The sequence below is a fragment of the Hymenobacter armeniacus genome, assembly GCF_014699055.1.
Taxonomy (GTDB): domain Bacteria; phylum Bacteroidota; class Bacteroidia; order Cytophagales; family Hymenobacteraceae; genus Hymenobacter; species Hymenobacter armeniacus.
Genome location: NZ_JACXAC010000006.1, coordinates 426,138 through 451,090 on the forward strand (window position 1 = coordinate 426,138; position 24,953 = coordinate 451,090).

At 63.0% G+C, this 24,953-nt stretch carries 20 protein-coding genes; 10 read left to right on the plus strand and 10 right to left on the minus strand.

All coding sequences use genetic code 11. The features are described from left to right. Position 1: 1 nt before the first annotated feature. Entirely contained in the window at positions 2 to 1,753 is a 1,752-nt protein-coding gene (locus tag IC234_RS19240) for a helix-hairpin-helix domain-containing protein (RefSeq protein WP_190927859.1), read from the minus strand. Between the two features lie 139 nt (positions 1,754 to 1,892). Here IC234_RS19240 and IC234_RS19245 point away from each other — a divergent pair, with 139 nt between their 5' ends. The 8 genes from IC234_RS19245 (at position 1,893) to IC234_RS19280 (ending at position 8,946) form a co-directional block, all read left to right on the plus strand. Then, a complete protein-coding gene (locus IC234_RS19245) occupies positions 1,893 to 2,315 on the plus strand; it encodes a hypothetical protein (protein ID WP_190927861.1) in 423 nt (140 codons plus the stop codon). A gap of 234 nt (positions 2,316 to 2,549) precedes the next feature. Next, entirely contained in the window at positions 2,550 to 3,200 is a 651-nt protein-coding gene (locus IC234_RS19250; RefSeq protein ID WP_190927863.1) for a thioredoxin family protein, read from the plus strand. Between the two features lie 103 nt (positions 3,201 to 3,303). After that, complete coding sequence (locus IC234_RS19255; protein ID WP_190927865.1) at positions 3,304 to 4,338, plus strand: FAD:protein FMN transferase; 1,035 nt, start codon at positions 3,304 to 3,306, stop codon at positions 4,336 to 4,338. 63 nt (positions 4,339 to 4,401) lie between these two features. Then, positions 4,402 to 4,599, plus strand: a complete 198-nt coding sequence (locus IC234_RS19260; RefSeq protein WP_394354896.1) for a DUF4266 domain-containing protein — start codon at positions 4,402 to 4,404, stop codon at positions 4,597 to 4,599. 20 nt (positions 4,600 to 4,619) lie between these two features. Continuing rightward, the gene (locus tag IC234_RS19265; RefSeq protein ID WP_190927867.1) at positions 4,620 to 5,984 is read left to right on the plus strand and encodes a DUF3570 domain-containing protein; all 1,365 of its coding nucleotides are present in this window, start codon (positions 4,620 to 4,622) and stop codon (positions 5,982 to 5,984) included. Between the two features lie 115 nt (positions 5,985 to 6,099). Further along, on the plus strand, positions 6,100 to 6,510 hold the full coding sequence (locus IC234_RS19270; protein ID WP_190927869.1) for an EVE domain-containing protein: 411 nt from the start codon (positions 6,100 to 6,102) through the stop codon (positions 6,508 to 6,510). Positions 6,511 to 6,613: 103 nt separating this feature from the next. Next, positions 6,614 to 8,212, plus strand: a complete 1,599-nt coding sequence (locus IC234_RS19275) for a hypothetical protein (RefSeq protein ID WP_190927871.1) — start codon at positions 6,614 to 6,616, stop codon at positions 8,210 to 8,212. Positions 8,213 to 8,391: 179 nt separating this feature from the next. Next, complete coding sequence (locus IC234_RS19280; RefSeq protein ID WP_190927873.1) at positions 8,392 to 8,946, plus strand: DUF4252 domain-containing protein; 555 nt, start codon at positions 8,392 to 8,394, stop codon at positions 8,944 to 8,946. Between the two features lie 75 nt (positions 8,947 to 9,021). Here IC234_RS19280 and IC234_RS19285 read toward each other — a convergent pair whose 3' ends face one another. Both IC234_RS19285 and IC234_RS19290 read right to left on the minus strand, forming a co-directional pair. After that, positions 9,022 to 10,317: an aminopeptidase P N-terminal domain-containing protein gene (locus IC234_RS19285; RefSeq protein ID WP_190927875.1), complete on the minus strand. Its 1,296-nt coding sequence runs from the start codon at positions 10,315 to 10,317 to the stop codon at positions 9,022 to 9,024. 134 nt (positions 10,318 to 10,451) lie between these two features. Further along, positions 10,452 to 10,904, minus strand: coding sequence for a hypothetical protein (locus tag IC234_RS19290; RefSeq protein ID WP_190927877.1), 453 nt, complete (start codon positions 10,902 to 10,904; stop codon positions 10,452 to 10,454). Between the two features lie 301 nt (positions 10,905 to 11,205). Between IC234_RS19290 and IC234_RS19295 the strand changes: the two genes are divergently transcribed. Beyond that, a complete protein-coding gene (locus IC234_RS19295) occupies positions 11,206 to 11,586 on the plus strand; it encodes a hypothetical protein (protein ID WP_190927879.1) in 381 nt (126 codons plus the stop codon). A gap of 80 nt (positions 11,587 to 11,666) precedes the next feature. Here the strand turns inward: IC234_RS19295 and trxA are convergent, their stop codons facing one another. Further along, complete coding sequence (gene trxA, locus IC234_RS19300) at positions 11,667 to 11,996, minus strand: thioredoxin (protein WP_046244603.1); 330 nt, start codon at positions 11,994 to 11,996, stop codon at positions 11,667 to 11,669. A 274-nt stretch (positions 11,997 to 12,270) separates the two neighbouring features. Between trxA and IC234_RS19305 the strand changes: the two genes are divergently transcribed. Beyond that, positions 12,271 to 13,047 (plus strand): T9SS type A sorting domain-containing protein, encoded by a 777-nt coding sequence (locus IC234_RS19305; protein ID WP_190927882.1) that lies wholly within the window; start codon positions 12,271 to 12,273, stop codon positions 13,045 to 13,047. 68 nt (positions 13,048 to 13,115) lie between these two features. Here the strand turns inward: IC234_RS19305 and dnaE are convergent, their stop codons facing one another. From dnaE to IC234_RS19335, 6 genes are all read right to left on the minus strand, one after another. After that, positions 13,116 to 16,829, minus strand: a complete 3,714-nt coding sequence (gene dnaE / locus IC234_RS19310; RefSeq protein WP_190927884.1) for a DNA polymerase III subunit alpha — start codon at positions 16,827 to 16,829, stop codon at positions 13,116 to 13,118. A gap of 229 nt (positions 16,830 to 17,058) precedes the next feature. Continuing rightward, complete coding sequence (locus IC234_RS22085; RefSeq protein ID WP_190927886.1) at positions 17,059 to 19,356, minus strand: LysM peptidoglycan-binding domain-containing protein; 2,298 nt, start codon at positions 19,354 to 19,356, stop codon at positions 17,059 to 17,061. A gap of 114 nt (positions 19,357 to 19,470) precedes the next feature. Next, positions 19,471 to 22,356, minus strand: coding sequence for a TonB-dependent receptor (locus tag IC234_RS19320; protein WP_190927888.1), 2,886 nt, complete (start codon positions 22,354 to 22,356; stop codon positions 19,471 to 19,473). Positions 22,357 to 22,449: 93 nt separating this feature from the next. After that, positions 22,450 to 23,094, minus strand: coding sequence for an O-methyltransferase (locus tag IC234_RS19325; protein ID WP_190927890.1), 645 nt, complete (start codon positions 23,092 to 23,094; stop codon positions 22,450 to 22,452). 118 nt (positions 23,095 to 23,212) lie between these two features. Continuing rightward, positions 23,213 to 23,668: a YDG/SRA domain-containing protein gene (locus IC234_RS19330; RefSeq protein WP_190927892.1), complete on the minus strand. Its 456-nt coding sequence runs from the start codon at positions 23,666 to 23,668 to the stop codon at positions 23,213 to 23,215. Continuing rightward, complete coding sequence (locus IC234_RS19335) at positions 23,665 to 24,903, minus strand: M16 family metallopeptidase (protein WP_190927895.1); 1,239 nt, start codon at positions 24,901 to 24,903, stop codon at positions 23,665 to 23,667. Before IC234_RS19335 ends, IC234_RS19330 begins: the two co-directional genes overlap by 4 nt. Positions 24,904 to 24,953: the final 50 nt, after the last annotated feature.

Sequence of the window (24,953 nt, forward strand, 5' to 3'; positions counted from 1 at the left end):
GCTATTCAAACAAGGACTTTTTGTATTCCAGCGGCGGCTTGATGTTGGCTTTGCGCTCGGCGAAATACGTTGCCACCTCTTCCACGGACTTGGCGTTGAACGTCATGTCTTTGGTCAACAGTCCCTTGCGGCCCATGAGCACGCCGTAGCGCATGTCTTCGTAGCCGTTGGTGTGGTGGGCGTCGGGGTTGATGCTGAGCTGCACGCCCTGGTCCAGGGCGTAGCGCACCCAGCGCCAGTCCAGGTCGAGGCGCCAGGGGTTGGCGTTAATTTCGATGATGACCTGATGCTTGGCGCAGGCGTCGATGACGGCCTTGTAATCAATCGGGTAGCCCTGGCGGCGCAGCAGCAGGCGGCCCGTGGGATGGCCCAGCATGGTGGTGTAGGGGTTTTCGATGGCGCGCAGCAGGCGGTCGGTGGCCTTGCGCTCGTCCATTTTCAGGTTGGAGTGCACCGAGGCCACGATGAAGTCGAACGAGGCCAGCACGTCGTTGGAATAATCGAGCGAGCCGTCGCCGAGAATGTCGCTCTCAATGCCCTTGAAAATGCGGAACGGCGCCAGCTCGGCGTTCAGCTTGTCGATTTCCTGGTGCTGCTGGCGCACCCGCTCGGGGCCGAGGCCGTTGGCGTAGTGGGCGGCCTGGCTATGGTCGCACAGGCCCAGGTACTCGTAGCCGTGGTCGCGCAGCCAAGTGGCCATTTCCCGGATGCTGTGGTTGCCGTCCGAATAGGTGCTGTGGTTGTGCAGGGAGCCGCGCAGGTCACCGTCTTCGAGCAGGCGAGGCAGCTTTTTCTCGGCGGCCAGGGCGATTTCGCCCAGGCCTTCGCGCAGCTCGGGCACCACGAATTGCAAGCCGGCCTTCTCGTAGAGCGCTTCTTCCTGTTGGAATTTCTCGCGCCGGGCCCACTGGCGCAGGGTAGCGGGCGCCCCGCCCTGCACGCCGGGCAGGGTTTCGTCGAGGTGCTCGTCGGCGGCCGAGTTCAGGAAAACCTCAGTGGCAAAGGCTTCGGGCGCCACCACCAATACTTCGACCAGCACCCCCGATTCGGTGGCCCGGCCGCGCCAGGCGAAGGGGCCGGAACGGCGCGGGTCGGCGGTGAGGCCGTCGAGCGAGTTCAGCAGCTCGTGCGCTTTCTGTGGCTGCTCGGTGGCGGCCACGAGGCGCACGGTTTCCACGATTTCGAGGCGGCGGCGCAGCTCACCGGCTTCGGCCACTTGTTCGGTTTGCAGGGCCTCGCGCAGGCGTTGGGCGAGGTCGGCGGCCAGCTGCTCGGCCTGGGGGTAAAGCACTTTGCCCTGGCTTTGGCCGGCAAACTCCAGGGCTTCCAGAATGGACTCCTGGGTTTTCTTGCCGAAGCCTTTGAGCTTGCTCACCTGGTCGGTTTCGGCGGCTTCGCGCAGCTGGTCGATGGTTTCGATGCCCAGCTCCCGCCACAGGCTGCGAATTTTCTTCGGGCCGATGCCTTTGATTTTGAGCATCTCGACCACGCCGGGCGGCGTGATGTCGAGCAGGCGCTGCAGGTCCGAAAACGTGCCGGTGTCGAGCAACTCGGCCACTTTGGCGGCGGCGGTTTTGCTCAGGCCGGTGCGGTCGGGCAGGCCCGAGCGCTCCACTTCCGACACCGGGAAGCTCAGCGCGTCGAGGGCATTGGCGGTGCCTTCGATGGCGCGGATTTTAAAGGGGTTTTCGTCGTGCAGCTCCATCAGCTGGGCAGCCAGCTGAAAAGCGCGGGTCAGGGCGCGGTTATCCACGGGGAAGTAGTTGTTGGGAAAACGAAAGTAGCGTACCGGGCTGCTTACGCGGAAAGGCGAGGCCGCGGCCAGCCGGGCCGTTTCTGCGTAGGCGCCTGAGACGCCTTACCTTGGCGCGCTCACTCTTCTTGCCCGGCTTATGCTTTTTCCTCCGTACCTGCGGCTGCTGCCGCTGTCGCTGCTGTTACTGGCGGCCACCTGCCAGCAGCGCAAGCCCGTCATCATTTCTTCCCCCGCTTCCATGAAACAGCTCGAAGGCACCTGGCTCAGCTCGCGCGAGGAAGACCGGGGCGACACGCTGGTGTACCGTCCCAACACCTATGCCTTTCCGCCTTCGCGGGGCCGCACGGGCTTCGCGTTCAAGTCGTACGGCCGTTTTGAGCAGTTCGACATTGCGCCCACCGACGGCCTGGCCGGCCGCCCCGGCACCTGGGTCCTCGAAGGCGAAAACAGGGTCCGCATTCACCTCACCGAGGGCCAGGAGCCCGATTACACCCTGGAAGTAGTATCCGTCGAAAACAAAGTGCTAAAGGTGCGGCGCGTGGCCAATTCGAAGCCCTGAGCCACGGAGCCGCGGGCGCTGCCCGGCGGTGCGCAGGCCTTTGTTCGCCGATTCCTTTTCGGAAATGAGCGGCGTTTGGGCCGAAAATTCACGGCGCGTTCATGTGGGCCGAACTCCTTTGCGGGAGCACGGCACAGTCGTTGCCAAGGGGCCAACCGGGGCCGGGGCCGCACGTAAGAACCTTACGGCGGCAGTCGGCTGTTCTTCAAGCCTCTTCTCTTAATTCCTTTCCGCATGTCATTCCGCACCTCCCTTCGCACGCTGCCGGCCCTCACGCTGGGCCTGGCCCTGAGCCTCAGCCCGGCCTTTGCCCAGAAAACCACCCTGAAGGCCAAAGACGACAAGCTCAAGGCCAAAACCACGGCCGCCGACGGCACCGTGAGCAAAACCAAAGCCACGGGTTTGGCGGCCGCCCCGCAGCCCACCTCGCCGGTGGCCTCGGCGCCGCAGGCCGTGCAGGCTGCTCCTGCGGCCGCGCCCGCCGCCAGTCTGGAAGCCGCCGGCTGGCTCGCCGACCTGGGCGCCGCCCAGGCCCAGGCCAAAGCCACCAACCGTCCCATCCTGGCCGTTTTTTCGGGTTCTGACTGGTGCAAGCCCTGCATCATGTACGAGCAGGAAGTGTTTGCCAAGCCCGAGTTTTCGGCCTACGCCAAAGACAAGCTGGTGCTGGCCCACTTCGATTTTCCGCGCCAGAAGCGCAACCAGCCCAGCGCCGCTCAGCTCAAGCTCAACGAAGCGGCCGCGGCCCAGCTCAACCGCGAGGGCGAGTTTCCGCTGGCCGTGGTGATTTCACCCGAGGGCAAGGTGCTGGCCAAAACCGGCTACATCGCCGGCGGCCCCACGGCCTTCGAAGCCTACCTGAAGAAGGTGGTGCCCACGCTGTAGAGACGCGACACGTCGCATCTCGGCGTCCGCGCCACCGTGCAGACCTGTTCAACCATTGTTCTAACGCCGAGACGCGACGTGTCGCGTCTCTACATTGCCCGTCGTGCCTGCCAAACCGCTGCTGATTTTGTTGCTGCTAGGGCTGCTGAGCGCCGTGCCCGGCCGTGCCCAGACGGGGGGGGCGCGCCACACGTTCACGCGCAGCGCCCACCTCATGGGGTCGCATTTCACCTTCACGGTGGTGGCCGAGAACGACTCGGCCGGGCAACGCGCGCTGCGGGCCGGCCTGCTCGAAGTGCGGCGCATCGACCGGCTCATGTCCTTCTGGGACTCGACTTCGGAGGTGGTGCGCATCAACCGCCTGGCGGGCGTGCGGCCCGTGGCGGTATCGGCCGAGACATTCGACCTCATCAACCGCACCCTGCGCCTGTCGCAGCTCAGCGACGGCGCTTTCGACATCACCTTCGCCAGCGCCGACAAGCTGTACAAGTTTGACCGGCAGGCGCACGCCAGCCTGCCCGACTCGGCCGCGGTGCGGGCTTCGGTGCGTCGCATCGGCTGGCAGAAAATCAAGCTCGATGCGGCCCAGCGCACCGTTTTCCTGCCCGAGAAGGGCATGCGCATCAACCTGGCGGGCATTCTGCAAGGCTACGGCCTGCGCCGCGCCAAGCAGGTGCTCGATAAAATGGGCATCAAGGGCGGGCTGATGAACGGCTCGGGCGACATCTACTGCTGGGGCCGGCAGGCCGACGGCTCGCTGTGGCGCGTGGCCATCGGCGACCCCGACCACCCGCGCAGCGTGGCCGCCTGGATTGATGTGACCGACGTGGCCGTGGTGACGGCCGGCAACTACGAGCAGTACTTCACGGTGGGCGGGCAGGTATACGGGCACATCATCAACCCGCACACGGGCTACCCGTCGGTGGGCCTGCGCTCGGTCACCATCATCTGCCCCGACGTGGAGCTGGCCGACGGATTGGACGAAGTCGTCTTCGTGAAAGGCCCAACCGCCGGTTTGGCGTTTATCAACGGACTCAAAAACGTGGACTGCACGTTGATAACCGACGATAACCGCACGCTGGTGTCCAAGGGCATGAAGCTGAATTACTACCACGGTAGTACCACCATGCGTCCCTGATTTATCGTATTGCCTGTCGTGAAAAACTCCCTGCTCCTCTTCCGTTCTCGTCTGGCCCTGGCGCTGGTGCTGTTTCCGCTGGGCGCGGCGCTGCCCAGCTGCGTGTCGGTGGCAGCTTACCAGAAAGTGTACCTCAACGACGAGGACATGAAGCTGGCCAGCAAAACCGTGGAAACCCCTGAAACCAATTTTGAGAGCTACCGCGAAGGCGCCGGCGGGGCCAATGGCGGCAAAGTGGGCGGCGGCTGCGGCTGCAACTAGCGGCCGATATTACTTCTCCTGTGAAAAACATCCTTACCCTTCTGGCCCTGGCGGCGCTGGCCACCCCAGCCCTGGCCCAGACCAACCCCGGCACCACCCAGAACCCGAACCGCATCGACGGGTACGGCGCGCCGGTGAGCCCGTCGGTGCCCACCAACCGGGCCGCCGACGAGACGACCATCGACATCATCGGCGGCTATTACCAGCAGGACGGCAGCCACGGCGCCGTGGAAGGCGGCCGCGGCACCCAGCAGCTCACCGACGTGCCCCCCGCCATCATCGTGAACGTACCGCTCGATACCGTGAGCCGCCTCACCGCCAACGTGGGCGCCGACTTCTACGCCTCGGCCTCGACCGACCGGATTGACTTTGCGCTGAGCACGCCCTCGGCCCACGACGTGCGCTACCACGGCGATTTTGGCTACTCCCGCGAGCACAAGTACACCGGCACCATCTGGGGCGTGGGCGCGGGCGTGTCGAAGGAGTACGACTATTTTTCCACCAACGTGGCCGCCTCGTTCGCCAAAACCTCGCGCGACGGCAACCGCCAGCTGAGCCTGGCCGGCCAGGTGTTTTTCGACCGCGTGACGCTGATTTTGCCACTGGAGCTGCGCCCGCGCTATTCGCCCGGCTCCACCACCGGCAAAGGCGACTACGGCTCCGACCAGCGCCAGACCTACAACCTCACCGCCACCTACTCGCAGGTGCTCACCAAGCGGCTGCAGGCAGCCATCAGCACCGAGCTGGTGTCGCAAAACGGCCTGCTGAGCACGCCCTTCCACCGGGTGTATTTCCGCGACAACACCGTGGCAAACACGGCGCCCACGCTGGGCGGCGACTTCTCTACGCACTTTCCCACGGCGGCGCGGGTGGAAAACCTGCCCCGCTCGCGCTTCAAGTACCCGGTGAGTTTGCGGCTGAATTACTACGCCACCGACTTGGTGCAGGTGCGCGGCTTCTACCGCTTCTACAACGACAACTTCGGCATCCGGGCCCACACGTTTGAAGTGGAATTGCCGGTGAAGGTGACGCAGTTTTTTGCCCTGTACCCCTTCTACCGCTACCACACCCAGACGGCGGCCACTTACTTTGCGCCCTTCGCGCAGCATTCCGTCAGCGACGAATTTTACACGTCGGACTACGACTTGGCGGCGTTTTCGGCCAATAAAATCGGCCTGGGCCTGCGCTACTCACCGGTGTACGGCATCACGCGCTTCCGCGTGCCGGGCCAGGACGCCCAGGGCCGGCCCCACGTCATGCGCCTCAAGTCGTTTGACCTGCGCTACGCCAACTACCAGCAAACCGGCGCCAGCCTCTACAGCCCCGCCGACCGGCCCGACCTCAAAGCCAATATCGTGAGCTTTGACCTGGGCTTTGCGCTGTAAGCTAGTGGCGTGGCGGAGTAATGAAGGGGTGAGTTGGTGAGTTTGCTGTTTGGCTTGTGCAAATTGCGCGGCCGTAGCATCAATTCACCACCTCCCTCACCCACCAATCCACCACTTGAAACACTGGCTGGTTAAATCCGAACCCGAAGCGTATTCCTGGGACACCTTTCTGGCCGAAGACGGCACCGCCTGGACCGGCGTGCGCAACTACCAGGCCCGCAACAACCTCAACCTGATGCAGCCCGGCGACCTGGTGCTGTTTTACCACAGCGTGAGCGAAAAGGCCGTGGTGGGCGTGGCCGAAGTGGCCGCCCCCGCCGCCCCCGATGCCACCGCCGAAGCCGGCTCGCCGTGGGTGGCCGTGCACCTGCGGCCCGTGCGGCGCCTCCCCCAGCCCGTGAGCCTAGCCCAGCTCAAGGCCGATGCCCGCCTGAGCGAGCTGGCTCTGCTGCGGCAGTCGCGCCTCTCGGTGCTGCCCGTGCGCCCCGAGGAGTTCGACGCGGTTTTGGCGCTGGGCGCGAAATAAAACGCCCCGCGTGGGCACGAAACCGGCCATTTTGGGCGTAACTTTAGTCAAGCAACTGCTCGTTGGAGTGGTATTTCCAGCTGCTTTTTCCGAGCGCACGGGCATGAAACTCCGTTATATTTTTCTGCTGATTTGGGGCTGGGCGCTGGCGGCCGCGCCCCCCGCGCTGGCACAGAAGCGCGGGCAGGCCCCGCCGCCCCCGCCGCCCAATGCCCCGCGCCAAACGGCCCGCACCGAGCTGCCGCTGGAACCCAGCGACAGCGAGGTGCACGTGCAGGCCGTGCCCGCCGACAGCACGGTGGTGCTGCTGGTGGGCCGCGAAAAGCTGCTGTCCAACAAAACGAAGTTTTCTTTTCAGCAGTACGACAGCACCCTGCGCCTGCGCCAGGAAACCCCTTTGGACGTGCCCACCGAGTTTGATTTCACGCGCATGTGCGCCGAAGGCACTACGGTGTACGCGCTGTTTACTTCGCACAGCAACACCGGCCGGCTGTGGGCCGCGGCCTACAGCGGGCGCCTGGGCCAGGTGCACACCCAGCAGTTCGACACCAAGCTGAGCCGCGAAGTGGTGGAGCTGAAGGCCCTCGACGGCCGCCTGTTTGCCACGGTGCTGCTCAACGACCAGCAGCACGTGACGGCGCTGCTGCTCGACGTGGCCACCGGCCAGATGCAGTACCTGCCTTCGGTGTACGAGCAGCTGCCCACCCAACTCACCTTCGTGGCCGATGCCGCCACCCGCCGCGCCGAGTACGTGCTGAGCCAGACCAACGGCCGCAAAAGCCGCCTCCTGCTCAAGCAGCTCACCGACCGCGGCCAGCTGGTGAAGTCCGAGTTTGTGCAGGCCGAGAGCGAGCGCAGCCTCCTCACCGCCCAGGTGACGCCCCCGCAGGACACCACCGCGCGCCTGCTCATGGGCACCTACTCACTGCGCGGCCTCGACTACGCCCAGGGCCTCTTCGCCACCGACCTGGCCCCCGCCGCGCCCGGCGCCAAGGCCCCGCTGCGCTTCTACGATTTCCTGCACCTGAAGCACTTTTTCGACTACCTCAAGCCCTCGCGCCAGGCCCGCCTGCGGGCCCGCACCGCGCGCCGTCTGGCCCGCTCCAGCGCGCCCACGCGCTGGCACTACCGCCTGCTGCTGCACGAGCTCATGTCCCAGCCCGACGGCGGCTACGTGCTGGTGGCCGAGGTGTATTACCCCCACTACCGCTACAACAGCTACGGCAGCTACTCCGGGCCCTTCAACAACCTGGGCAACCAGTTCGGCACGTCGCCTTTTGCCGGCTCGCGCATCTTCGACGGCTACCAGACCACGCACGCCGTGGTCTGCGGCTTCGACCGCTCCGGCGCCCTCATCTGGGACAACACCTTTGTGGTAGAAAACCTGCGCCGGGCCGAGCTGGAAGAAGCCGTGCGCCTCCAGACCCTGCCAGATGGTCGCCTCGTGCTGGCGTACCTCGACGAGGAAAAACTGCGCTACAAAGTGATAAACCGCGCCGACGACGCGCCCAACGACAGCCAGGTTGAAATTCAGACCGGCAGCGACGGCACCACGCCCGCCCAGGAACGCACCGCCGACACCTCGCAGGCCGACCTGCTGCCGTGGTTTGGCAGCCGGTTTGTGGCCGTGGGCTACCAAAAAGTGCGCGTGGAGCACGGCCGCGACCGGGAAGTGTTTTTTCTGAATTCGGTGGTGTTTTAGGCTTTTAGGTTTCCACCGGCCATCCATGAACGTCATGCTGAGCTTGTCGAAGCATCTCTACCGCAGTAGTAATTATTTACTTACCCGGTAGAGATGCTTCGACAAGCTCAGCATGACGTTCTTTTTTTTGTGGTTTCCGTTATTCCCAAAGCATTCTATTTTTACCCCAACACTCCTGTATGATTACCAAGCTCCGTCTCTCCGCTTTTTTTCTCATTTTGCTCCTGGCGGGCTGCCGGGCCGGCGGGCCGGGCACCCCGGCGCGCACTGTGGCCTCCTTCTTCTCCAAATACGAAGGCCGCGAAGGCTTCAAAACCACTGAATGGTCGGCCGACCTGCTGCAGCGCCTGGCCTTGGTGAAGGCCGCCAAGCTGCTCGGCGGCTCCGACCTCACCAACGCTATAACCGGCATTCGCTCGGCCAAAGTCATCAGCTTCGCCCCCACCACCACCTCCGCCAAGGAGCTGGCCGCCGAGGGCTTGCGCGGCGAGGCTGCCGGCATCCTCCAAAACAACAAGTACGACCCGCTTTCGACGGCCGGTTTTGGGGGCAGCAACTACGCCATTTCCACGCGCGGCTCCGGCAACAGCGTCTCGGAGTTTGCGGCCCTGGGCACCTTGCCCGACGTGGCCGACTCGTTCGTGCTGGTGTCGGTGCAGGGCAATTTCACCAAGTCGCAGGTAGAGGCCCTGGGCAAATACTTGCCGCAGATTGTGCAGGCCACCGGCAAATAACATTTGCCTCTCGATGCCATAAAAAAGACCGTCGGGCTCAGCCCGACGGTCTTTTTTGCGTTTGGCAGCCCTGCTCTATCGGCCGGCAGCCATCAAATCCTCAATGGTATCGGCTTGCAGCGGAATGTCGGCCATCAGGTCCTCGTTGCCGGAAGCGGTGATGAGGATGTCGTTTTCCAGGCGGATGCCCAGGCCCTCTTCGGGGATGTAGATGCCGGGCTCGACGGTGTAAACCATGCCGGGCTCGAAGGTGCGGTACTTATAACCCACGTCGTGCACGTCGAGGCCTAGGTAGTGGCTGGTGCCGTGCATGAAGTATTTCTTGTAGAGCGGCGCGGCGGGGTCCTGATTCTTCACGTCGGAGGCGTTCAACAAGTCCAGCTTGATGAGTTCTTGCTCCATGCACTCGCCCACCTGGCGGTGGTATTCCTCTATCTCGTTGCCGGCCACGAGGCGCGTTTTGGCGAAGGCCATCACGGCCAGCACCGACTCGTATACCTGCCGCTGGCGCGTGGTGAACTTGCCGTTGACTGGAATGCTGCGCGAGAGGTCGGCCGCGTAGTTAGCGTATTCGGCGCCGAAGTCGAGCAGAATCACGTCGCCATCCTGGCACTGGTTGTCGTTGGTGGTGTAGTGCAGCACGTTGGCGTTTTTGCCGCTGGCCACGATGCTGCCATAGGCCGGCCCGCGGCTGCGGTTGCGCATGAATTCGTGCACGATTTCGGCTTCAATCTCGAACTCCCACACGCCCGGCTTCACGAAGCCCAGCAGCCGCCGGAAGGCCTTGCCCGTGATGTCGCAGGCCTGGCGCATCACCCGGATTTCCTCGGGGCTCTTGATGGCGCGCAGCTGATGCAGCAGGCGCGAGGCCCGGCGGTAGGTGTGCAGCGGGTACTGGCTTTGCAGCATTTTCACAAAGCGGGCGTCGCGCGTTTCTACCTCCACCACGGCCCGAATGTGCTCGTTGGAGTTCAGGTACACGTTTTCGGCCTCGTTCATCAGGGCCGGCAGCACCGACTTGAAGCTGTCGAGCCACATGATGGTGCGGATGCCCGAGTTTTGACGCGCCTCGTCTTTGGTCAGCTTGTAGCCTTCCCAGATGAGGATGTGCTCCGACGTTTCCTTCAGGAACAGGATTTCGCGGTGCTGCGGCAGGCGCGCGTCGGGAAAAATGACGAGGATGCTTTCTTCCTGGTCAACGCCGCTGAGGTAGAACAGGTCGTTGTTTTGCCGGAAGGCCATGGTGCCGTCGGCGTTGGTCGGCATGACGTCGTTGGACTGGAAAATGGCCAGCGAGGCCGGCGGCAGCAGCTCGCGGAAGCGGCGGCGGTTTTCCACAAAAAGCTCGGGAGCAAGGGGAGCGTAGCGCATGAGAAAGGTTGGTTGGGATTGGGGAGCGCAAGTTAGCCCGGCGGCTGTAGTGAGCCGGTTCGGTGCCGGGCCCGGCGCACAAAAAAGCCCTCGCCGGAAATGGCAAGGGCTTTTCGGCGTTGTGAGGACAAGGCCTACATTTTGGTCTTGGTCGTTTTCACGGTCGTTTTGTTGGCTTTGTAGCGCATGTCGGGCGTGCCGTCGGCCTTCATGGGGCCGGTGGTTTTGGTCATCTTGTTTTCCTTGTAGCGCATGTCGGCGGTGCCGTCGGCCTTCATGCGGGTGCTGCTCGACGTGGACGAGGTTTTGGTCGTGCCCGAGGGCGTGGTCATGGTGCTCGACTTGCTCATCGTGCCCGCGCTCTTGGTCGTGGTGCTCGACTTCGACATGCCCGCCGGGTTGGTCATCGTGCTCGACTTGGTAGTCGTGCGCGTGGCGGGCGTCTGGGTAGCGCGGGTGGTCGTTTGCGACGTGCTGGTGCTCATCGTGGAAGTGGCCGGCGCGGGAGCCGGAGCCGTGGTTTGGGCCAGAGCAGCCGAGCCGCCCAGTAGGCCCAGCGAAACGAGTAATCCAAAAAAGCGCTTCATAAAGGAGTGAATGAAAGGGTGAGAAGATGAGCCCAGTACGAAAGCAGGTGGCGCGTAGTTCGCTGGCAGTGTAGGCTTTTTTCTGTACAGCCGGTGCAGGTCATTTCCGCGGCTTGCTTGGTCTGGCAAGCGCCACCGTAGGCAGCCCATGCTTTGTACATATTCAGGCTAAAAAAGGCCATATTTTGCATTTTTTTAACATATCTGGATTTATTATCACTATATTTTGCGAATATGTTATTGACACCTACTTTAGTGCACTTCAAGGTCATTTCTCTCACACATCCCCCCTCCCTGCTCGATGAAAAAATACTTCTACGCCGTCTTGGCCGCCAGCGGGCTTTTGTTCCTCAACCCCGCCGCTGCATCGGCCTCTTTGCCCCATTCGCTGCTCACCGAAAACCCAACCGAAGTGAAAGCCGAGCGCAAAGCCGCCAAAGCCGCCGCCCGCGAGCAAGCCGCCGCGGCCAAGCAGGTTTCCAAAATGAAGAAGCTTTCGGTGAAATCGCACCGCCTGGGCAACAAGCTCGAACACCTGATGCTGGTGGTGCTGGGCATGGAGGAGAGCAAAACCGTGACCTCGCCCCGCCAACTGAAGCGCCAGCTGCACTCGCACCAAAAGCAACTGAAAATGCGCGCCAAGCTGAGCGCCCGCGCCCGCCGCAGCCACACCCACGACTAGCCTTTTTCGCCAAAACACCCCAACAAAAAAGCCCCTTGCCAACGCGGCAAGGGGCTTTTTCTATAAATGTGCAACGGGGATTAGGCCGTTACCTGAGCTTCGAGTTTCTGGGCGAGCACGTGCTTGGGCACGGCACCTACTTGCTTGTCGACAATCTGGCCGTTCTTAAACACCAGCAGCGTGGGAATGCTGCGGATGCCGAACTTCATCGACGTCTGGGGGTTGGCGTCGACGTCGACTTTGCCAACTACCACTTTGCCTTCGTATTCGCCGGCCAGCTCCTCTACCACGGGGCCTACCATGCGGCAGGGGCCGCACCACTCGGCCCAGAAGTCTACCAGAACCGGCTTGTCGCCGCCAATGATTTCGTCGAAGTTGGCGTCGGTAATTTCAATTGCTTTGTGTCCCATTTCAATTTGGGTTGGGGTTAATGATGCTCTGGCGGTACGGCCAAAGGGGCCGCAAGGTAGCAGATATTGGATGCTTAACATGTCTAACGGGGGAAAGTTCAGCCCGGTTGATTTCCCTTCCTGCCCGCCGACGCGAATGGCCTGAATACCTCGGCCAAGTACGGGTTTGACCAAGCAGACGATTATGAGAGTTGGATGGCATTGCGAACCCAGCGCCATTTTAGGTCTATTTTTTGCTATGTAGCAATTTCCCAATTTTCTTTCCCCCTTTCATATGCCACACCCCTACGCTTGGTTTCGCTTGTTGCTATTGCTGCTACTTGGCAGCACCTCTGCCACTTGGGCTCAGCGGCCCCCCACCACCCTGGTGTACGATTCGCTGGGGCGCCCCCGGCGGCTCAACCACCAGCTTTCAGTGACTTTCGACCGGTCCGTTATCAATCTGGCGGCCGTGGGCAACCCCTTGGGCAACGAAGGCCCGCTCACCGTCTTCCTGACGCCTGCTGCCATCAACGCCCTACAAGCACGTTTCAGCTTTGATGTATCCAACATCTATGCCGCGAAGATGTATAGCCGCGTGACGCCAACCGATACGTTGTTTTTCAGCGGCTCACCGCTTTTTGGTCCCGACTGGTGTGTGCTAAGACTGTACATGCCCGCTGGAACCGATGACCATGCCAGTTTCGAGGCATTTGCGCAGCAGCCCCTGACGCTGGTAAAAGGCGTGGGCTTCATCATTCCCGCGGTGCCCACCAGCAGCTCGGCCACGCCGTTTCTCATGGCTTCCGGCAATGCTTCCCTGCTCACCTACCCGCAGCCGGCGCAAACCGTCCTTACGTTCGCACTGCCGGCCCCGCTGCCGGCCACGGCCGACGTCACCATTCTCACGGCCGCGGGAAAAGTGGTGCGCACCGAAAAGCACCAGGTTTACCAACGCGGCGAGTTAACCCCGCTGCAAACCGACCTTTCCGCGCTGCCGGCAGGCCAATACTTTTACCGCGTCGTTACCCCCAAAGCCACTTACCAGGGCCGGCTTGAGAAACAAGACTGAATTACCCCCTAGAAAAGAAAAGGGCCGCTCCCAGTAAGAGTGGCCCTTTTCTTTTCTAGAGATGCCTGCTAAATCAGCGTGCACACCTCCATTTCCATCTCGTGCATCTTCTCGATGAAGGTTTTGGGCTCAATCTGAAACTTGCGCGAGAACATGTCGACGGCTAGGTGCTCGTGGGGCTCCACAAACTGAATTTCAAGGCGCTTGGAGCCGGGCGCGTGGTCGATGGCGTCCTGCAGGCGGTCGAGCATGGGGCCGGTCACGGTGCGCAGGTCCAGCTTCACGCGCACGCCTTTGCTGCGCTTTTCGGCCACGTCGGCCAGCGGCTCCATGGTCAGAATGCGCAGGTCCCACTGGTCCTGGGTGTGGCGGCGCAGCTCCTGCTTGAGGCGCACGTACATGGGCGGCACCTGCTCGTTGGGGTAGTTGCGCGGGTTGATGAGGGGCGCGAACTTGGTGTAGTCGTCGCGGAACAAGGCCGGGTTGATGCTCGTCTCGTAGTCTTCGAGGGTGAAGGTGCAAAATGGCTGGCCGGTTTTGGTGGTCTTGAACAACACGTTGGTGATGAGGCCCGCCACGGCCATCTCCTTGTTCTTGATTTCGTCGACCTTGTCCAGCCCGCAGGTGCAATAGGCATCCAGCTCCAGCTTGTAGCTGTCGAGTGGGTGGCCCGAGAGGTAAAAGCCCACTACTTCCTTCTCGCGGCGCAGCTGCTCGGTTTTGCTCCAAGGCTCCATTTCGTGCATCTTGGGCATGGGCGCGGCCACCGCTCCGAAGGCGCCAGCGCCGAAGAGGCTGTGCTGTGCCGACTCTTTGGCCGCGGCGTGCTGCTGGCCCAGCTGCATGGCCTTCTCAATTAGGTTGCGGTCGCCTTGCGGTGCGTCGAGGTAGAGGCGGCGGTGCTTGCCAAAGCCGTCGAAGGCGCCGGCCTGGGCCAGGCTTTCGAAGGTTTTCTTGTTCACGGTGCGCAGGTTCACGCGCTTGGCAAAGTCGAAGATATCGGAGTATTCGCCGCTTTTCTCGCGCTCCTGCACCATGCTTTCCACCGCGAGTTCGCCCGCGCCCTTCACGGCGCCCATGCCAAAACGGATGGCGCCTTCCTGGTTCACGTTGAACTTGAGCAAGCTTTCGTTCACGTCGGGCCCGAGCACGGGCACGCCCTGCTTGCGGGCCTCCTCGATGAAGAAGGTCACCTTCTTGATGTCGCCCATGTTGTTGGTGAGCACGGCGGCCATGTACTCGGCCGGGTAGTTGGCCTTCAGGTAGCCCGTCTGGTAGGCCACCACCGAGTAAGCCGCCGAGTGCGAACGGTTGAAGCCGTACTCGGCAAACTTCTCCATCACGTCGAAGACTTCGTTGGCCTTCTTCGCCGGGATATTGTGCAGGTTCTTGGCGCCTTCAATGAACTTCTCGCGCTCCAGGGCCATCTTTTTCATGTCCTTCTTGCCCATGGCGCGGCGCAGCAAGTCGGCGCCGCCGAGCGAGTAGCCGGCCAGAATCTGGGCCGTCTGCATGATTTGCTCCTGGTACACCATGATGCCCTGGCTGTATTCCAGGATGGGTTTCAGCAGCTCGTGCGGGTACTCCACCTCCTCGCGGCCGTGCTTGCGGTTGATGAAGTTCGGGATGAACTGCATCGGGCCCGGCCGGTAGAGGGCGTTCATGGCAATCAAGTCCTCGATATTGGTCGGCTTCAAGTCCTTGAGATACTGGCGCATGCCTTCCGATTCGAACTGGAACGTGCCGATGGTATCGCCGCGCTGGTAGAGGGCGTAGGTCTTCTCATCATCCAGCGGAATTTCGTCGATGTCGATTTTCACGCCGTGGTTGCGCTCAATGAGGTTCAGGGCATCCACGATGATGGTCAGGGTCTTAAGGCCCAGAAAGTCCATCTTCAGCATGCCGGCGCTCTCAATCACCTTGCCGTCGAACTGCGTCACGAGCAGGTCGGAGTCCTTCGAGGTCGAAACCGGGATGTACTTCGTGATGTCGTCGGGCGCGATGATGACGCCGGCCGCGTGAATGCCCGTGTTGCGCACCGAACCCTCCAGCTGGGTGGCCAGGCGCAGAATCTGGCCCTTGAGGTTGTCGGCCGACTCGTCGCGCCGAATCATGTCCAGCTCCTGGTTTTCGGCGAAGGCGCCGGCTAGCGTGGTGCCGGGCTTATCGGGTACCATCTTGGTGAGGTCGTTGGTCTGCGGCAGGGGCAGCTCCATGGCGCGGGCCACGTCCTTGATGGAGGACTTGGCGGCCATGGTGCCGAAGGTGATAATCTGGGCCACCTGCGTTTTGCCGTACTTATCCACCACGTAGTCGATGACTTTCTGACGGTTCACGTCGTCAAAGTCAATGTCGATATCGGGCATCGACACGCGTTCGGGGTTCAGGAAACGCTCGAACAGCAGTGAGTACTTGATGGGGTCGATGTTGGTGATGCCCACGCAATAGGCCACGGCCGAGCCGGCCGCCGAGCCCCGGCCCGGGCCCACGGCCACGCCGATGTTGCGGCCGTGGTTGATGAAATCCTGGGTAATGAGGAAGTAGCCCGCGAAGCCCATCGTCTGGATAATGCGCAACTCATAATCCAGCCGTTCCTCAATCTCGGGCGTGCGCTCGGAGTAGCGCGGCGGCTTGGTCATCGTCACGGTGCCGGTGCCGGCGCTGGGCCCGAAGGCGCCCACGTAGGTCAGCTCGCGCAGAAATTCGTCGGCGTTGGCGAAGGGCGCCGGAATGGGGAAGTTGGGCAACAGAATGTCGCGCGCCAGCTTCGGGGGCGTGATTTTGTCGACAATCTCGTTGGTGTTGTCCACGCTCTCGGGCACGTCGGCGAACAAGTCGTTCATCTGCGCCTGGGTCTTGAAGAAGAACTGGTCGTTGGCGAAGCCGAAGCGGGTGTGGGGCTTGGGTTTCTGCAGTTCCTCGTCGATGCGGCGCAGCTGGCGCTGGGCTTTTTCGTCGCGCGAGTGGTCGCGGCGCAGGTTGTCGAGCAGGTCGTATTTCACCTCGCCCTTGCCCGTCATCAGGGTGTAGTAGTTGGTTCGGATGTCGCCGACCGGGATGCTGTGCTCCTCGCCGGTGTTCACGCACAGCAGCAGGTCGTGGGCGGCGTAGTCGGCCTGGTCGACGTAGTGCGAGTCGTTGGTGCAGATGACCTTGACGTTGTACTTCTTCGCAAAGCCCAGCAGTATCTGGTTCACGTCTTCCTGGCTTTTGCCGGTGCCGTCGAAATCCATCAGGCCGTGGCGCTGGATTTCGATGTAATAGTCCTCGCCAAACAGGTCGAGCCACCACTTCAGCTTTTCCTCGGCCTGGGCCTCGGTGCCGAAGAGGATGGTCTGCGGAATCTCGGCGCCGATGCAGCAGGAAGTGGCAATCAGGCCCTCGTGGTAGCGCACCAGCAGCTCCTTGTCGATGCGCGGAAACTTGGAATACTGGCCTTCGATGAAGCTCAGCGAGCAGAGCTTGCTCAGGTTGTGGTAGCCGGCCTGGTCCTTGGCCAGCAGCAGCTGGTGGTAGCGGTTGTCCTTCTCCCCTTTTTCCCGGCTGAACGTCTTTTTGAACCGGTCCTCTACCAGGTAGAACTCGCAGCCCACGATGGGCTTCACGTTGTACTTGTTGGCTTCGGCCACAAAGTTGAACGCCCCGAACATGTTGCCGTGGTCGGTGAGGGCCACGGCGGGCATCTCGTCCTTCTGCGCCTTCTTCATTAGGGCCGAAATGCTGGCCTGGCCGTCGAGCAGGGAATATTGAGTGTGCGAGTGGAGGTGCGAGAAAACGGGCATAGGACAGGGCGTGGAGAACGGGCTAATCGTAAAGATACCCCCGGCGGGCAGGCATTCCCAAACCCCATTTTGCTGCCGTCTGATTCCCTGAGCGCTGCGTTTTTGCAGCGCATCCTGGCATGGCCTAACGGCAAATCCTTAGGTAGCCCTACAAAGCCAAAGCCACCGATGCGCAACGCACCGGTGGCTTCAGATGGTAATTTTTTACCCGTTCGGGCCAGTGGTTTTGCTACTTAGCACCGGCTTGCACCTGCAGTACTTCGCCCACTTTGGCGGTATCGTCGGTTTTGGCATTCCAGGCTTTGAGGTCGGCTACCGTGACTTTGTAGAGGCGGGCAATACTGTACAAGGTCTCGCCTTTGGCCACGGTGTGTTGGGTGGTGGCGGCAGTGGCTGGAGGTGGCGTAACTGCTGCTTTGGGCACATACAGCGCCGGATTGGTGCCCGCGGCCGCCGGACGGGCCACAGGAACCGGCCGCGGCGCGGGAGCCGTAGCGGCTGGCACAGCCGTTGGCGCGGCCTCAGCCTTCAGCACCAGCACCTGCCCGATGACCAGCCCGGAAGCCGGCGTCAGGTTATTCAGGGCCATGAGCGTTGCCGGGGGCAGGCCGTAGCGCCGGGCCACAGAATACACCGACTCGTGCGCCTCGACGCGGTGCGTGGCAGGCAAGGCCGCGGGCGTGGCAGGGGCGGCGGGCGCCGCAGGCAATGGGACGGATACAGGCTTAGGGGCAGAGGCGGCTGGTTTGGGAGCAGATACCGTAGGCGCGGCTACGGATGCTTCTACCGGCCGGGAAGCGGGCTTGTATTCCACCGCTGGGCGCGAGGCCACTGGCTCGGCCGGAGCCGGAGCGAGGGTTTCCGGAGCGGGCTCGTCAGCTAGCGGCTCCGAAACCGGGGCCGGGGCGGGCGGGGGCAGCGTCGCGGCCGGGGCCGCGGGCCGGACAGGCGCAGGCAGCACCGCTACTGGAGGCGCAGGGGTGGGCACCGGAGCGGGCGCCGCCGGTGCGGCTGCGGCTGACGCCGTCGACAGCGTTTCGCCCCACCCGTCGGCCTCATCGGTCACGACGCGCTTGGTTTTGATTTTCCCATCTTCGGTTTTGACTTTGGTTTTAATCTTGACCTGGCCACTCTCGGTGGCCGTGCTGCGGCGCTCGGCCACGGGGGCATTGGCTTGGTCGAGCAGTACGTCAGTGTTGGTCGTGGCCGCGTCGACGCTGGGCCGCTCCAGGGCCACCGACTCGGCCAGGCTGCGGTACTCCACGGCGGTTTCGCGGGGGCGGGTGTGCTGCAGCCACAGCAGGCGGCCGGGGCGCAACTCCTCGTTGCGGGCCATGCGGTTCTTGTTTAGCACGGCTTTCTGGCGCATGCCGTATTTCTGGGCCACGTCGAACATGCTTTCGCCGGGCTGCAGTACGTGGTATTCCACGGGGCCCACGTCGCGCTTGCGCTCCAGGAAATACGGGCGGCCGGTCACGGCCACATCGAAGGCTTTCAGCTCGTTGTCGCGCAGGAATTCGCCCTGGCGGCGGTGGCCGCGGCGGGCCAGGTCGGCGGTGGTTTCGCCGGGTAGGGCCACCAGGGCGCGCAGGTTGTTGAGGCGCACTTCGGCGGTGTTGGTGCCCACGGCGGGCATGGCCAATAGCTCGCCGTTGGTTTGCAGGCGCTGGTTGGCCGCAATGCCGGCAGCCTGGGTCACGTCGCCCACGGGCACCACCAGGGTGTAGGCGCGGTCGGCGGGCACGGCGGCGGCCAGCAGCCAGCGGTTGTGGGTGGCCAGCGCGGCGGGGTCGGCGTGCAGGGCCAGGGCTTGGGCTTCCAGCGTTTGGCCGGCCACGGCGGGAAACTCCTGCAGGCGCAGGGCCGGCGCGGGGTTTAGGCCGCAGAACGGCTCAAAGGCCAGCTTGTGCGCCAGAAACATCAGCACGTAGGGCGAAGTGGCTTCGGTGATGGCCATTTCGGTGGCGTCGAAGTCCGACGGCAGGGTGTAGGGCTGCACGCCGTTGGGGCCGGTGTTGTAGCTGAGCAGGGCGTTGAGCCAGTTGTGCAGCGCCTTGTTGTTTTGGCTGAGGTAGCGGGCGGCGGCGCGGGTGCTGGCCACCAAGTGCTTGCGCTGGTCCACCTCGTCATTCACCACCAGGCCCAGGCCGGTGGCGGTTTCGCGCTTGAGCTGCCAGTAGCCCACGGCCTCGTGCACGCTTTGCGCATCGCCGATGAGGGCACTTTCCTGCAGCACCAAGTAGCGGAAATCAAGCGGCACGCCTTCTTCCCGCAGCACCCGGTCGATGATGGGAAAGGCGGCGTCGGCCTGGTTCACGCGGGCCTGAAACGAGGGCTGGTGCCGGCTCAGGCCGTCGGCCTTTTGCTGCACCAGGCGCTGAGCTTCGGGGTTTAGCACCAAGTGCAGGCCGGCCACGTCGAAGGCCGCAGGCACGCTGGGACGGGCTGCCGGCACGGCGGGTTGGGCCGCCAGACGGCCCGTTAAAAACACGCTCAGCAAGAGCAGCAAGGCAACGGGATTTCGCATAAGCTACGCGGGCGGGAAGCGGCCACCGCGGCCCCTCCCCGCCCGGAAGCTGCAAAGAACCTGATTTTTGGCCAATTCGACCTGGCCAGACATTGCCAGGCCGCTAGCAAAGCCCTACGGGCGCCCGCCGGGCATGCCGCCCCCGTCGGGCCGGCCGCCACCGTCGGGGCGGCCAAACCCGCGGCCTTCGCGCGGGCCGTCGGCCGGCTCGGTGGGCGCCACCACGTTGCCGCTGCGGATGTTGTAGGTGAACATCAGCATAAAATAGCGCTGCAGAATGGTGGTTTGCACGTCCTCATAATAGGCCTCGCTCACGTTGCGCTGAATGGCGCGGTTCTGGCCCAACAGGTCGAAGGCGTAAACTTTAATTTCGCCGCGCTGGCCGGGAAATATTTTCTTGCCGAGGCTGGCGTTCCACAGCGCATACGGCTGGTTGTAGCCCGACGACAAGCCCGCGTAGTACTGGTGCACCAAATCGGTCTGGAAGTTGATGCCGGGGCCCACAATCCAGCCCAGCCGCAGGCGCGTGACCTGGCTGAAATAGTTCGTGTTCAGCCGCGACTGCAGCGTGTTGCGCACAAAGTTTTGGTTCGACGTGGTCGAGGCCGTGAAATCCAGGTTGGGGCTGATGTTGGAGCTCAGCGTGAGGCCGGCCCCGAACGAAGGCGAGCGGGCGTAGTTCAGCGCGCCGTTCACGAGGCCGGGCCGTTGCGTGTAGTTGGCGTTGGCGCTCAGGTTCACGTTGGTTTTGATGGCCTTGATGGGCCGGCCGTAGCTCACCAGCGAGCGCACCGAGTATTCCTGGCTCAGATTCACGGGCTGGGTGAGCTGGCCGCCGGCGGGCAGCCGGATGGCGTCGGCGCCGTCGGGCGTCACGGTGGTTTCGCGCGCGGCCACCGTGGTGCGGTTGGCAATGGGGTTCTGGGTGTAAGAGCCGTTCAGCAGCGCAAAAAAGTTACTCGACACTTCGGGGTTCGAGGCCGAATAGCGGAAGTTGACCGAGTGCTGGTATTCCTGGCGCAGCGTGGGGTTGCCGATGGTGAGCTGCAGCGGGTTGGAGTTGTTCACCACGGCCTGCAGCTGGCTCACGCTGGGCGCACTGGTGTTGGTGCGGTAGTTGAAGCGCAGGTTTTTCTGCCGCGTGAAGCGGTAGTTGAGGTTGGCATTGGGCAGCACGTTCACGAAGTAGTAGCGCCCGATGCTGGGCCGCGGGTACTGCGCGTCGCTGTACAGCTCCGAATACTGCCCCGCCACGCCCAGGCTGCCCTGAAATTTCTGGGCGTTGTGGCGGAAGCTCAGACCGCCCGACTGCGTGAAGTAGTAGTTGTCGAACACGTTGCTCAGCGACTCGTTCAGCTCGGGCGTGTCGCCGTTCACCAGGTTGTAGGTGTACTTGTTCGAGTTGTTGGGGGCGTAGTTGATGGTGTAGTTGCCCTGCAGCTGGTCTTGCCGGCTCAGGGCCTCGGTCAGGGCCAGGTTGGCGGTGATGTTGCCGCCGTTCTGCTGCAGCGTGTTGGTCTGGTTGAGGTTGTTGAGGGCCGAGCCCGTGTCGTCGGTTTTCAACGTAGCGCCACCGTTGCGCTGGTTGTAGCTCCCCCCAATGCTGAGGCTGGCCGTGCGCCCGGCCTTCGGAAAGCGGTGCCGAAACAGCACGTCGCCGCCCGTGTTCAGGCCCTTGTTGTTGGAGTTGTAGAGGCTGTTGATGCGGCTCTGCTCCTCCCCGGCGATGCGCGTCACGCCGTCCACCACGCTGGTGGCGTCGTTCATCTGGTAGCTGAAGCGGGGCCGAAAAAGGACAGAGTTGGCCGAGTCAATCTTGTGCTCCAGGCGCATGTTGAAGCGCTGGTTGGTGTTCACGCTGTTGGTGTTGGCGTTCTGCGTGAAGGTGGTGTTGGCCTGCTCCGGCAGCACGTACTGGCGCTGGGTAAGGCTTTGGTTGCGGTTGTTGGCCCGGTTGAAGAAGTAGCTGGCCGACAGCTCGGTTTTCTTGTTCCACGCGTCCGAGTAGTTTAGGCCCGCCGCGTTGGTGGTGGTGATGCCGCCGCTCTGGTTCACCAGGAAGTCGCCGGCGTTGCCGCCGTTGCCGCCGCCACCGCCGCCACGTCCGCCGCGGCCTCCGCCGCCGGTGTTGGAGTTGCCCACCACGCCCAGCAGGTCTTCGGTGCCGAAGTTCTGCTCGTTCACGTTGTTGCTCTGGGCCAGCACCGCCACGCGTCGGTCGCCCTTGAAGTTGTTGACGTTGCCGCTGGCCTTGTAGTGGTCGGGACCCGCGCCGGCCAGCACCCGCCCAAAGGTGCCGTTGCGGAATTCCACCTTGGTCACGATGTTGATGGTCTTGGTGGTGTTGCCGTCGTCGAAGCCCGAAAACCGGCTCTGCTCGCTACGCTGGTCAAATACCTCCACCTTGTCCACCATCTCAGCGGGCAGGTTTTTCAGCACGGCGTCGGGGTCGTTGCCGAAGAAGGGCTTGCCGTCCACCAGCACCTGCTGCACGTTTTCGCCCTGCGCCTGAATCTTGCCGTCGGCCCCGCGGGCCACGCCGGGCATCTTTTCCAGCAGGTCGCCGGTGGTGGCGTCGGGGTTGGTTTTGAAGGCGCGGGCGTTGTACTGCGTGGTGTCGCCTTTCTGCACGCTTTGCGCGGCTTGACCGGTCACCACCACGCCCTTGAGCTGCACGCCGCCGGTTTGCAGGGCCAGCGTGCCCAGCGCCACGGGCTGACTGGCCACCGTGACGGGCTGGCTCAGCTTGGCAAAGCCCACAAACGAGGCGTCGAGAATGTAGCGGCCGGGCGCCACGTTATCGAACTGAAACCGGCCTTCAGCATCGGCCGCGGTACCGGTTTTCACCGAATCGGGTAGCCGAATCAGCAGCACGTTGGCCCCGATGAGCGGCGACTGGTCTTTGCCGTCGGTTACGCGGCCGCTCACCGTGGTGGGCGCCTGCGCGCGGGCCGCGCCCAAGCCGAGAAGCAGGAAAACAAACAGGGTAAAGTGCCGCATGTAGAACGTGGGTGAAGCGCTGTAAAATGGTCAGACGCAGTTCGTCCGGCTAAGGTTAGGAACCGGCAGACAGACAATCGATTGCGTGAACGGCTACTTTTTGCGTAGCAGCAGCAGCCCATCGCGCAGGGGCAGAAACACCGGCTCCACCCGCGCATCCTGGGCCACTTTGTCGTTGAACGCCCGCACCAGCGGCGTGTCCTTGTCGCCCGTTCGCACCTCGTGCGTGGGCAGCACCTTGCCGCTCCACAGCACGTTGTCGACGATGAGCAAGCCGCCGGGCCGCACGTGGTCAATAACGGCTTCAAAATACGCGTCGTTGTTGCGCTTGTCGGCGTCAATAAAGACCAAGTCCCACACTTCATCGACCAAACCCGGCAAAACATCGAACGCCGCCCCGATGTGCAGCCGCACCCGCTCGGTGAGGCCCGCCGCGGCCACGTAGCGCCGAATGCGCGCCTCCCGCTCCGGGTCTACTTCGATGGTGTGCAGCAAGCCGTTATCGGCCAGGCCCTCGGCCAGACACAGCGTGGCATACCCGCAAAACGTGCCAATTTCGAGGATGCGCCGCGGCCGCACGAGGTGGCTGAGCATGCTCAGAAACCGGCCCTGCAGGTGCCCGCTGCTCATGCGCGGCAGCAGGGTTTGCAAATGCGTTTCGCGGGTGAGCTGGGCCAGCAGCGGCGGCTCGGGGGCGGTGTGCTGCTCGGCGTATGCTTGAATGGGGTCGTCAGTCATGGACGTTGAACGAGGTAGAGACGCAATATTTTGCGTCTCGTCGTTGCACGATGACGCTTACACGATTCGAACGGCGCGGCCTAGGGCGTTCAACGACGAGACGCAACATACTGCGCCTTTACACCCCTATCAACGGCCGCAGCCGAAAAATATACACCTGAAAGCCGGACTTGCCCGGCCCATACGTGGAGCCCACCACCCGGTACAGGCCTTCGTAGCGGTACACTTCCAGCTCACCATCCTCGCCCGGCACTTTGCGCAGCACCCGCACCGGCAGGGCGGTTTCGATGCTTTTCAGCAAGGCCAAAATGCCGGTGGTGACCACCTGGTCCATGATTTGGCGGCCGGTTTGGGGGTCGCGCCCGCCGTTGCCGGAGTACAGGATTTCGTCTTCGCCGAAGTCGTCTTCTTCGTACTGGCCGGCCAGCACAATGCTTTCGGCCCCCAGCTGCTGCGTGCCGCACACGCCGGTGCGGCGCGGGCGGTGCACCCGGCTCAGCGACAGCTCGATGCGGTTGCGAAAGGTATCGCCGGGCCGGTAGGTGCCCACGTGCCCAAACACCGGCTGGCTCATTTCCCCTCGGGCACGTACTGCAGCACGCTCAGGTGCTCGTCGGTCAGCACTTCGTTGGCCATGTCGCGCAGCTCGGCGGCCGTCACGCCCTCAATTTTCTGAAATATTTCGCTCAGCGGCTCCACGCGGCCCAGGTCGAGGGTGCTTTTGCCGAGCAGCTGCATCAGGCCGCTGTTGCTTTCCTCGCTCATGGCCAGCTGGCCCATCAGCTGGTGCTTGGCCGTGTGCAGTTGGTTGGTGGTGAGGGGCGTCGTGCGCAGCAGCTTCAGCTCCTTCTGCACCAGGCCCAGCGTGCGCGCAAGCTGCTTGCCCTCGGTGCCGAAGTAGATGCCGAACAAGCCCGTGTCGGTATAGGGCGAGTAGGTGCTGTCGATGGTGTACACCAAGCCGTACTTCTCCCGCACCGCCAGGTTGAGGCGCGAGTTCATGCCCGGCCCGCCCAGGATGTTGTTCAGCATGAAGAACGGAATGCGCCGCGGGTCGTTCAGTGAATAGGCCGGGCCGCCCACCAGGCAGTGCGCCTGCGAAATGGGGCGCGCCTCCACCTGCGTTTTGCGCTCGTACGGTCCCACCGGGCGGCGCACCCGCGGGCCCCGCCGGGCCGGCAGCGGCGCCAGAAACTTGTCGGCCAGCCGCTTCACTGCTTCAAACGAGAGGTTGCTCACCGAGCTGAACACCAGCCGGTCGGTGCGCATCTGCTCGTGCAAAAAGGCATGAAAATCGGCGGTCTGAAACCGGCTCACGCTTTCGCGGGTGCCCAGGATGTTGACGCCCAGCGGGTGGTCGCCGAAAATGACCGTGTCGAAATCGTCGACAATGGCGTCTTCCGGCGCGTCCTGGTACATGCTCATTTCTTCCAGAATCACGCCCCGCTCCTTTTCCACCTCGCGGCCCGGAAACACGGAGTTGAACGTCAAATCGGTCAGCAACTCAAACGCGCGCTCGAAATGCGTGCTGAGCAGCGCGGCATAGAAACAGATTTTCTCTTTGGTGGTGTAGGCGTTCAGCTCGCCGCCCACGGTTTCGAGGCGGTTGAGGATGTGAAACGACTTGCGCTTCTCGGTGCCCTTGAACGCCATGTGTTCCCAGAAGTGGGCCAGGCCCTGCTGGTGCGGTGCCTCGTCGCGCGAGCCGATGTCGAGCAAAAAGCCGCAATGCGCTATTTTGGTATGCGGTACCTGCTTGTGTAAGAGGCGGATGCCGTTAGGATATTCGTGAATGTGATAATCAAGCATAAGAAATACAAAGGTAGGGCACACCGCTTGTCATCCTGAGTGCAACGAAG

Coding starts and splice junctions, on each gene's coding strand:
- IC234_RS19245 (WP_190927861.1), top strand. CDS start 1,893: ATGCTTTTTCCTCCGTACCTGCGGCTGCTGCCGCTGTCGCTGCTGTTA.
- IC234_RS19250 (WP_190927863.1), top strand. CDS start 2,550: ATGTCATTCCGCACCTCCCTTCGCACGCTGCCGGCCCTCACGCTGGGC.
- IC234_RS19275 (WP_190927871.1), top strand. CDS start 6,614: ATGAAACTCCGTTATATTTTTCTGCTGATTTGGGGCTGGGCGCTGGCG.
- IC234_RS19280 (WP_190927873.1), top strand. CDS start 8,392: ATGATTACCAAGCTCCGTCTCTCCGCTTTTTTTCTCATTTTGCTCCTG.
- IC234_RS19285 (WP_190927875.1), bottom strand. CDS start 10,317: ATGCGCTACGCTCCCCTTGCTCCCGAGCTTTTTGTGGAAAACCGCCGC.
- IC234_RS19290 (WP_190927877.1), bottom strand. CDS start 10,904: ATGAAGCGCTTTTTTGGATTACTCGTTTCGCTGGGCCTACTGGGCGGC.
- IC234_RS19295 (WP_190927879.1), top strand. CDS start 11,206: ATGAAAAAATACTTCTACGCCGTCTTGGCCGCCAGCGGGCTTTTGTTC.
- trxA (WP_046244603.1), bottom strand. CDS start 11,996: ATGGGACACAAAGCAATTGAAATTACCGACGCCAACTTCGACGAAATC.
- IC234_RS19305 (WP_190927882.1), top strand. CDS start 12,271: ATGCCACACCCCTACGCTTGGTTTCGCTTGTTGCTATTGCTGCTACTT.
- dnaE (WP_190927884.1), bottom strand. CDS start 16,829: ATGCCCGTTTTCTCGCACCTCCACTCGCACACTCAATATTCCCTGCTC.
- IC234_RS22085 (WP_190927886.1), bottom strand. CDS start 19,356: ATGCGAAATCCCGTTGCCTTGCTGCTCTTGCTGAGCGTGTTTTTAACG.
- IC234_RS19320 (WP_190927888.1), bottom strand. CDS start 22,356: ATGCGGCACTTTACCCTGTTTGTTTTCCTGCTTCTCGGCTTGGGCGCG.
- IC234_RS19325 (WP_190927890.1), bottom strand. CDS start 23,094: ATGACTGACGACCCCATTCAAGCATACGCCGAGCAGCACACCGCCCCC.
- IC234_RS19330 (WP_190927892.1), bottom strand. CDS start 23,668: ATGAGCCAGCCGGTGTTTGGGCACGTGGGCACCTACCGGCCCGGCGAT.
- IC234_RS19335 (WP_190927895.1), bottom strand. CDS start 24,903: ATGCTTGATTATCACATTCACGAATATCCTAACGGCATCCGCCTCTTA.